The following is an 8049-nucleotide window of genomic DNA, read 5'->3' on the forward strand; positions in this document are numbered from 1 at the left end:
TCGCGCTGGGTTCACGGAGTGTTGGAACGGCATCACACACTATGCGCTCGCTGTGGGGGACTTCCCGCGGAACAGCAACGGTTTCGCTACGAGCTGTCTGACCTGGCAACCATCCAGTTGTGCCGCACGCCGCACTGCACGGGGTGCGGGCCGCGGCGCTGTTACGCCTCGGTCGGGGCAAGGATCTTGATGCGGGCCCGTAACCCGCTGGGCCGAGCGGGGTTGGTAGCGACGGGGCGCAGTACCGATGGTCGGCCGCGAGACGGCCGGCTCGGCCCACGTGCCCAATTCCCGTGAGCCTCGAGAGTTTTCGAGTGAACGCTCACGGGGTTTCGTATGTCGAGTCGGGTGAGATGGCGAGGACGGCTTGCCCTGGACTACGGGAGAGCGGGGAGCCGTGGCTGTGGAGTGGAGCGCGACGGGGGCGGCGGCGAGGGCTGTACGCGAAGGGAATGCCGCTATGGCCCGGGGTGGAGAAGCTGCTTCGGCTGGGGTTGGGGAGACCGCCGGGACTGTGCTTGGGAAAGCAGCCGCAGTCGGGGCTGGGAGGGCACTGTGACCGGGGTTGGCGAGGCTGGTGAGAGTGCGTTTGAGAGGGTAGCGGAAGGGCGTGCTGCCGTGGAGGCGCCCGGTGGCGGACGCGTTGTGCACGAGGGGATTCTGCGGCGTCAGTCGGTGCGCGAGTCGGCGGCGCGTACCTACCCTCGCGCCCTGCCGATCGTGCCGGTACGGGCGCGCGGGCTGACCATCGAGGGCGCGGACGGCCGCCGCTACCTGGACTGCCTCTCGGGCGCCGGCACCCTGGCCCTCGGCCACAATCACCCCGTCGTGCTGGAGGCGATCCGCAAAGTCCTCGACTCCGGCGCCCCGCTGGACGCCCTCGACCTCGCGACCCCCGTCAAGGACGCCTTCGTCACCGAACTGTTCCGCACCCTGCCGCCCGGACTCGCCGACCGCGCGCGGGTGCGGTTCTGCGGACCGGCCGGAACGGACGCGGTGGAAGCCGCGCTCCAACTCGTCCGGTCGGCGACCGGACGCAGCGGCCTGATCGCCTTCACGGGCGCCCACCACGGGACGACCGACGGGACGTTCGACGCGGCTGGAGACAGCATCGACCCGCGGATCATGCGTCTGCCCTATCCGCAGGACTACCGCTGCTCCTTCGGGGTCGGCGGCACGCGCGGCGCCGAACTCGCCGCCGGGTGGGCCGAGTCGGTCCTCGACGACCCCCGGTCCGGGCGGCCGCTGCCCGCCGGGATGATCCTCGAACCCGTTCAGAGCGAGGGCGGTGTGATCCCGGCGCCCGACGAGTGGATGCGGCGCATGCGGCAGATCACTGCCGCCCGGTCCGTCCCGCTGATCGCCGACGAGGTCCAGACGGGAGTCGGGCGCACGGGCGCCTTCTGGGCGGTGGACCACAGTGGCATCACCCCCGACGCGATGATCCTCTCCCATGCCATCGGCGGCAGTCTGCCGCTGGCCGTCCTGGTCTACAGAGACGACCTCGACGCCTGGGAACCCGGCGCCTCCGCTGACACGTTCCCCGGCAACCAACTGGCCATGGCCGCGGGCACGGCGACCCTGTCCTACATCCGCGACAACCGTCTCGCGGAACGGGCCTCGACTCTGGGCGCGCGCATGCTCAACCAACTCAGGGATCTTGCAAGGCAGTTCCCCATCATTGGCGATGTCCGGGGGCGAGGCCTGATGATCGGAATTGAGCTGGTCGAGGCTGAGGGGAATCTCGATGCTGCTTTGGTGGTGGCTGGCACCGGGCCCCGGCCGGGGACGGTAGCTGGTGCTGGTGCTGGTGCTGGTGCTGGTGCTGGTGCTGGTGCCGGGGCTTGGGTTGGGGGTGGGGCTCGGTTCGACCGTGGCGGTTCGGATGGCGATGGCGTGGGCTCCTTGGCCGGAGCGGGCGGGGGTGCGGGCGCGGGCGCCGGAGTCGAGCGTGCCGGTCGTGGTCGGACGCCTTCGACCGACTTCGGGAGCACCGACGCCGGAGTGGGTGGTGGCATCGCTCGAAGCCCTCGCCCCGCGGCTCCCGAACTCGCGGCGGCCATCCAGCGGGAGTGCCTGCGCCGCGGCCTGATCGTCGGACTGGGCGGCCGTCATGCGAGCGTCGTACGGCTGCTCCCACCCCTGACGATCACCGACGAGCAAGCGGCCGCGGTACTGGACCGACTGGCCGACGCGGTGGAGGCAGTGGCCCGCACCCATGCTCGTGGAGACCAGGCGGACCCATAGCACGCAGAGCACCCACACCACCGACAGACGGGCCGGTCCGGCGGCCGCGCCGAGCAGGAGGGGTAGCCCAGTCTCCGTACCCCCGCGAGCTCTCACGCCCACACGCGTCCTTCCCCAGCCCCTGACTCCCGAACTCGTCCCGTACGACATCTGACCTCCATCCCGCCCATCGAACGACCCCCTGAACACGCAAGTCCCTGCACACGCCGTACCCCATCACGAAGCCGCTTCCCGTCAGCGGCACGAGCCAGGACCACCCCGAGGAACACAGCCTTGAACACCACCCCCGCTTCCGACAGCCGTGCCCACCCCCACGGGCCCTCCGGCGGCCAAACCTCCCCGCAACCACACCCCGCACCCACCACCCCGCCAGCCGGCCACCAGGGGGGAGTGGCCCCTGCGGAGCGGGAAGAGACAGCTGCCGAGGTGTCGGAGGAGAAGGTCCCCGCGCAAGGAGGGCACTCCGAGGGCGAGCGGGTTCCCGGCGCCACCACCGACCTCCTTGAGCATCCGCACCCGCAAACGGCAGCCGAGGCCGCGGCCGTGGAGAACCTGCTGCGCTGCTGGGTACGCGAGACCGACCTTGCCGAGCCCGACAACGGCACCCTCCGTATCCCGCTCCCCGCCAGCGGCACGGCACTCCTCGCCCCCGTCCGCTACTGGTCCCCGACAGGCTGGCACCGCTTCGGCCTCCCGTACCTCGCAGACGCCCCGGACCATGCCCCACCCGCCGACGCGATCACAGTCGCCGCCTTGCTGACACGCGAGACACTCAGCGCACAGAAGCCCACCGACAGTGCTCCCGTCCCCCCCGAACCACCCTCCGGTCAAGACACCCCTGCGCTCGCCCCGGTCGGCGCCGGTACCGATCTCGTCGCCCGCGTGGCCGACTCCGTTCGTCGAACCACCGCTTTCATCACCGAGCGCCGAGAGCACCTTGACGACGAACCCGACCTCTTCCTCGCTGCCGAGCAGGCACTCGTGCTCGGACATCCGCTGCACCCGACGCCGAAAAGCCGGGAAGGGCTCTCCGAGGCCGAAACACAGCTGTACTCACCCGAGTTGCGCGGCTCCTTCCCCCTCCACTGGATGGCTGTAGCTCCCTCCGTACTGGCCACCGACTCGGCCTGGACCGAACGCGGCCGCATGGTCTCCGCACCCCAGCTCACCGCCCGGCTCGCCGGAGCCGAGCTCCCGCTGCCGGACGGCCACACGGCCCTGCCCCTCCATCCCTGGCAACTGCGCGAGGTCCTGCACCGCCCCGAGACGACGGCTCTGCTGGAAGCCGGACTGCTCCGGAACCTCGGCGTACACGGTTCCCCGTGGCACCCCACCTCCTCCGTGCGAACCGTCCACCGATCCAGTTCCCCAGCCATGCTCAAGCTGTCGCTCGGCCTGCGCATCACCAACTCCCGGCGCGAAAACCTCCGCAAGGAGCTCCACCGCGGCGTAGAGGTCCACCGGCTGCTCCGCAGCGGCCTGTCCAAGCAATGGCAGGCAGCCCACCCGGGGTTCGACATCATCCGCGACCCAGCCTGGATCGCCGTCGACGGGCCCGACGGCAACTCCGTGGCCGGGCTCGACGTGGTCATCCGGCACAACCCGTTCAGCCCCGACGACGACGCCTCCTGCATCGCCGGACTGGTCTCGCCCCGACCCCAGGTCCTTCGGGGTGCCGCAGGCGATGGGCACGCCGATCGACCGGTCCTGATGTCACGACTGGCCGAGGTCGTCACACGCCTCGCAGACCGGACCGGCCGGCCCCGGGGAGCCGTCGCCGCCGAGTGGTTCCTGCGCTACCTCGAACGGGTCGTCCGCCCGGTGCTGTGGCTGGACGCGGAAGCGGGAATCGCCCTGGAAGCACATCAGCAGAACACGCTGCTCCTGCTCGACGGCGAGGGCTGGCCCGTCGGCGGTCGCTACCGCGACAACCAGGGCTACTACTTCCGAGAGTCCCGGCGCGCGGAACTCGAGGCCCGCCTGCCCGGCATCGGCGAACGCAGCGACACCTTCGTCTCCGACGAGGTCACCGACGAACGATTCGCGTACTACCTCGCGATCAACAACGTCCTCGGCCTCATCGGAGCGTTCGGTTCCCAGCGCCTCGCTGACGAACGGCTGCTACTCGCCGCCTTCCGGGGCTTCCTCATCGACGTGGCTTCGGGGCCCACCCGCCTCCCCACCACGCTGCCCACCCGTCTGCTCGACTCCCCTGTCCTTCGCTGCAAGGCCAACCTGCTCACTCGTCTGCATGGCCTCGACGAACTCGTCGGCCCGGTGGACACCCAGTCCGTCTACGTCACCATCGCCAACCCCCTCCATTGCTGACCGCCGCCTGTGCCCATCACCCACCCCTTCCACACTGACTGCCGCCTGCCGGAACGCCGCCACCCGATGGCAGTTCTGGAAGGCGAGCGCCACACCGAATGTGAACATCGCCCGCTCCTCGCATCCCTGACCGCGCGCCGCGAGGCCCGCCCGTCCCCCTCTCCCCGAGGAACATGCCCCCATCCCACCTCCTGAGAGGAGCACCGCTGTGCCTCCGTCCGACGCCATTGCCCATGCCAACGCCGACACTGCCCCCGGCGCAGAACTCAGCTCCGACACGAGTCCCGGTACCACTACGAGCCGCACGGATGCCCGCGTCCCCATCGGCCTGGCCGACGAGGACACGCTGGAGCTGCGCCTGCCCGACGAACTCATCCAACTCTTGGAGGAGGAGGGGAAGAGCACCGGCGTCGCCGCGGCTCCTGACCGGTTCGGGGGCGCCGCCCGACCCGCTACCGTCCCACCCGCAGCCGATGACCTGCTCGACCAGGTTGCGGAGTGGGGGCCGACCGCCACCCCTGCGGGCGTGTTCCACCTCGTCCCCGTAAGCATCGAGCGGGACCTGCCGCTCGTCAGCCGCTGGATGAACGACCCCGCCGTCGCACGATTCTGGGAGTTGGCCGGTCCTGAGTCCGTCACGGAGGGCCACCTGGCCGCCCAACTCTCCGGCGACGGACGCAGCGTTCCGTGCCTCGGGACGCTGGAGGGCATGCCGATGAGCTACTGGGAGATCTACCGGGCAGACCTCGATCCACTGGCACGCCACTACCCCGCTCGACCTCACGACACTGGGATCCACCTGCTTCTTGGCGGTGTCGCTGACCGGGGAAGGCGCCTCGGCAGCACCCTGCTGAGAGCCGTAGCCGATCTCGTGCTCGACAAGCGGTTCCTCTGTACCCGCGTGGTCGCGGAACCCGACCTTCGCAACATTCCCTCCATCGCAGCCTTTCTGGGCGCAGGCTTCGGCTTCGCCGCCGAGATCGACCTGCCCGCCAAGCAAGCCGCCCTCATGGTCCGAGACCGGTCCCTACGCCATCGCCTGTGACGCCACGTCGCAGCGTCATCACTTTTGGTACACCGCCCGCGCCGATCCGGTTCCCACTTCCGGCACACGGTTTTCCGGCCGCGTCGGCCTCTGCCCTATCCGGGTCGATGTGCGCCGCAACCAGCCTCGATTTCCGTCGGTACTCAGAACGACGCCAGGCCTTAGCTCTGCCGTCGACCAGAACCGAAGTGATCCGGTCTTTCAGGCGCGCCAATCCGAACCCGACCGGACCTCCCCGGGCCGCTACTGATCCGATCCGATCCACTTCAGAGGAGCACCCGGTCTTGATCCCGCCCCTCGTCACCGCCTTGATCACCCGTTTGTCAGTGCCGGGCCGTAGGGTGGTCGCGCTATGACGAAGCCCTCACTCCCCGAACTCCTGCATGCTGCCGTCACTGCCGTCGGCGGCACGGAGCGCCCAGGCCAGGTGACCATGGCCGAAGCCGTCGCGAACGCGATCGACGACGGTTCCCATCTTCTGGTGCAGGCCGGCACCGGCACCGGAAAGTCGCTGGGCTATCTCGTGCCCGCGCTCGCGCACGGGGAGCGCGTCGTCGTCGCGACCGCCACCCTCGCCCTGCAGCGTCAGCTCGTGGAGCGGGACCTGCCGCGCACGGTCGATGCGCTGCACCCGCTGCTGCGCCGCCGCCCGGAGTTCGCGATGCTCAAGGGCAGGTCGAACTACCTGTGTCTGCACCGGCTCCACGAGGGCGTCCCGCAGGACGAGGAAGAGGGCCTTTTCGATCAGTTCGAGGCGGCCGCGCCCACCAGCAAACTGGGCCAGGACTTGTTGCGCATGCGTGACTGGGCGGACGACACCGAGACCGGTGACCGCGACGACCTCACCCCCGGTGTCTCCGACCGTGCCTGGGCACAGATCTCCGTCTCGTCGCGGGAGTGTCTGGGTGCCTCGAAGTGCGCGTACGGGGCCGAGTGCTTCGCCGAGATGGCCCGCGAGCGCGCCAAGCTTTCCGAGGTCGTCGTCACCAACCACGCACTGCTCGCTATCGACGCCATCGAGGGTGCCCCGGTCCTCCCGCAGCACGAGGTACTGATCGTCGACGAGGCGCACGAGCTGGTCTCCCGGGTCACCGGGGTGGCCACCGGCGAACTCACCCCCGGCCAGGTCAATCGTGCGGTGCGCCGCGCGGCCAAGCTCGTCAATGAGAAGGCCGCCGACCAGCTCCAGACCGCTGCCGAGGGGTTCGAGCGGCTGATGGAACTCGCCCTCCCCGGCCGCCTGGAGGAGATTCCGGAGGACCTTGGCTATGCACTGATGGCCTTGCGTGACGCCTGTCGCACCGTGATCTCCGGGATCGGTGCCACGCGTGACAAGTCCGTTCAGGACGAGGACGCGGTCCGCAAGCAGGCGCTGGCCTCTGTTGAGAGCGTGCACGACGTGGCGGAGCGGATCACGAACGGCTCCGAGTGGGACGTCGTCTGGTACGAGCGCCATGACCGCTTCGGCGCCTCTTTGCGCGTCGCCCCCATGTCGGTCTCGGGCCTGTTGAGGGAGAAGCTCTTCACGGACCGTTCAGTGGTCCTGACATCGGCGACCCTGAAGCTGGGCGGCGACTTCAACGGCGTCGGTGCCTCCCTGGGCCTCGCCCCCGAGGGCACGGAGGGTGAGGATGTCCCGCAGTGGAAGGGCGTCGATGTCGGCTCGCCCTTCGACTACCCCAAGCAGGGCATCCTGTACGTCGCCAAGCACCTGGCGCGCCCCGCGCGGGACGGCGACCGCTCGGACATGCTCGACGAACTCACCGAGCTGATCCGTTCGGCCGGCGGGCGCACCCTGGGCCTGTTCTCCTCGATGAGGGCGGCCCAGCTCGCAGCGGAGGAGCTGCGCTCACGCATCCCCGAGTTCCCCATTCTTCTCCAGGGCGAAGAGACGCTCGGCGAACTGATCAAGAACTTCGCCGCCGATCCCCAGACGTGTCTCTTCGGCACGCTCTCGCTCTGGCAGGGCGTCGACGTCCCCGGCGCCAGCTGTCAGCTGGTCGTCATGGACAAGATCCCGTTCCCGAGGCCGGACGACCCGTTGATGAGCGCCCGCCAGAAGGCGGTGGAGGAAGCGGGTGGCAACGGCTTCATGGCGGTCGCCGCCACTCATGCCGCCCTCCTCATGGCCCAGGGCGCCGGTCGCCTCGTACGGGCTTCGGGGGACCGCGGTGTGGTCGCCGTACTGGACCAGCGCCTTGCCACGGCGCGGTACGGGAGCTATCTGAAGGCTTCACTGCCTGACTTCTGGTACACGACGGACCGTGATCAGGTCCGGAGGTCGCTGTCCGCGATCGATGCGGCGGCGAAGAAGGCGGAAGCGGAAGCAGCAGCGGAATCCGCATCCGAATCCGAAGTCAGGGCTGAGTGATCGGGGGTGGGGGGGGGGGCGGCGGGGTGGGATCCACCCCCCCCCCCCCCCAACCCCC

4 protein-coding genes and 1 pseudogene are annotated in these 8049 nt (G+C 69.7%); 4 read left to right on the plus strand and 1 reads right to left on the minus strand.

The genetic code is table 11. The features are described from left to right. Nucleotides 1-645 precede the first annotated feature (645 nt). Together ACFWWR_RS18475 and ACFWWR_RS18480 are read left to right on the plus strand one after the other, a co-directional pair. Entirely contained in the window at nt 646-2247 is a 1602-nt protein-coding gene (locus ACFWWR_RS18475; RefSeq protein WP_384304260.1) for an aminotransferase class III-fold pyridoxal phosphate-dependent enzyme, read from the plus strand. 273 nt (nt 2248-2520) lie between these two features. Further along, nucleotides 2521-4575 (plus strand): IucA/IucC family protein, encoded by a 2055-nt coding sequence (locus tag ACFWWR_RS18480; RefSeq protein WP_384304263.1) that lies wholly within the window; start codon nt 2521-2523, stop codon nt 4573-4575. A gap of 39 nt (nt 4576-4614) precedes the next feature. Here ACFWWR_RS18480 and ACFWWR_RS18485 read toward each other — a convergent pair. After that, nucleotides 4615-4899 (minus strand): annotated as a pseudogene (locus ACFWWR_RS18485) (hypothetical protein); the annotation flags it as partial. Between ACFWWR_RS18485 and ACFWWR_RS18490 the strand changes: the two are divergent. Together ACFWWR_RS18490 and ACFWWR_RS18495 are read left to right on the plus strand one after the other, a co-directional pair. Further along, nucleotides 4784-5620 (plus strand): GNAT family N-acetyltransferase, encoded by an 837-nt coding sequence (locus ACFWWR_RS18490; protein ID WP_384304265.1) that lies wholly within the window; start codon nt 4784-4786, stop codon nt 5618-5620. The pseudogene ACFWWR_RS18485 and the gene ACFWWR_RS18490 overlap by 116 nt on opposite strands. 352 nt (nt 5621-5972) lie before the next feature. Next, entirely contained in the window at nt 5973-7991 is a 2019-nt protein-coding gene (locus ACFWWR_RS18495) for an ATP-dependent DNA helicase (protein ID WP_383866442.1), read from the plus strand. The last annotated feature ends 58 nt before the right edge of the window (nt 7992-8049 follow it).

Origin of the sequence: Streptomyces sp. NPDC058678, assembly GCF_042714835.1 — a bacterium.
Taxonomy (GTDB): domain Bacteria; phylum Actinomycetota; class Actinomycetes; order Streptomycetales; family Streptomycetaceae; genus Streptomyces.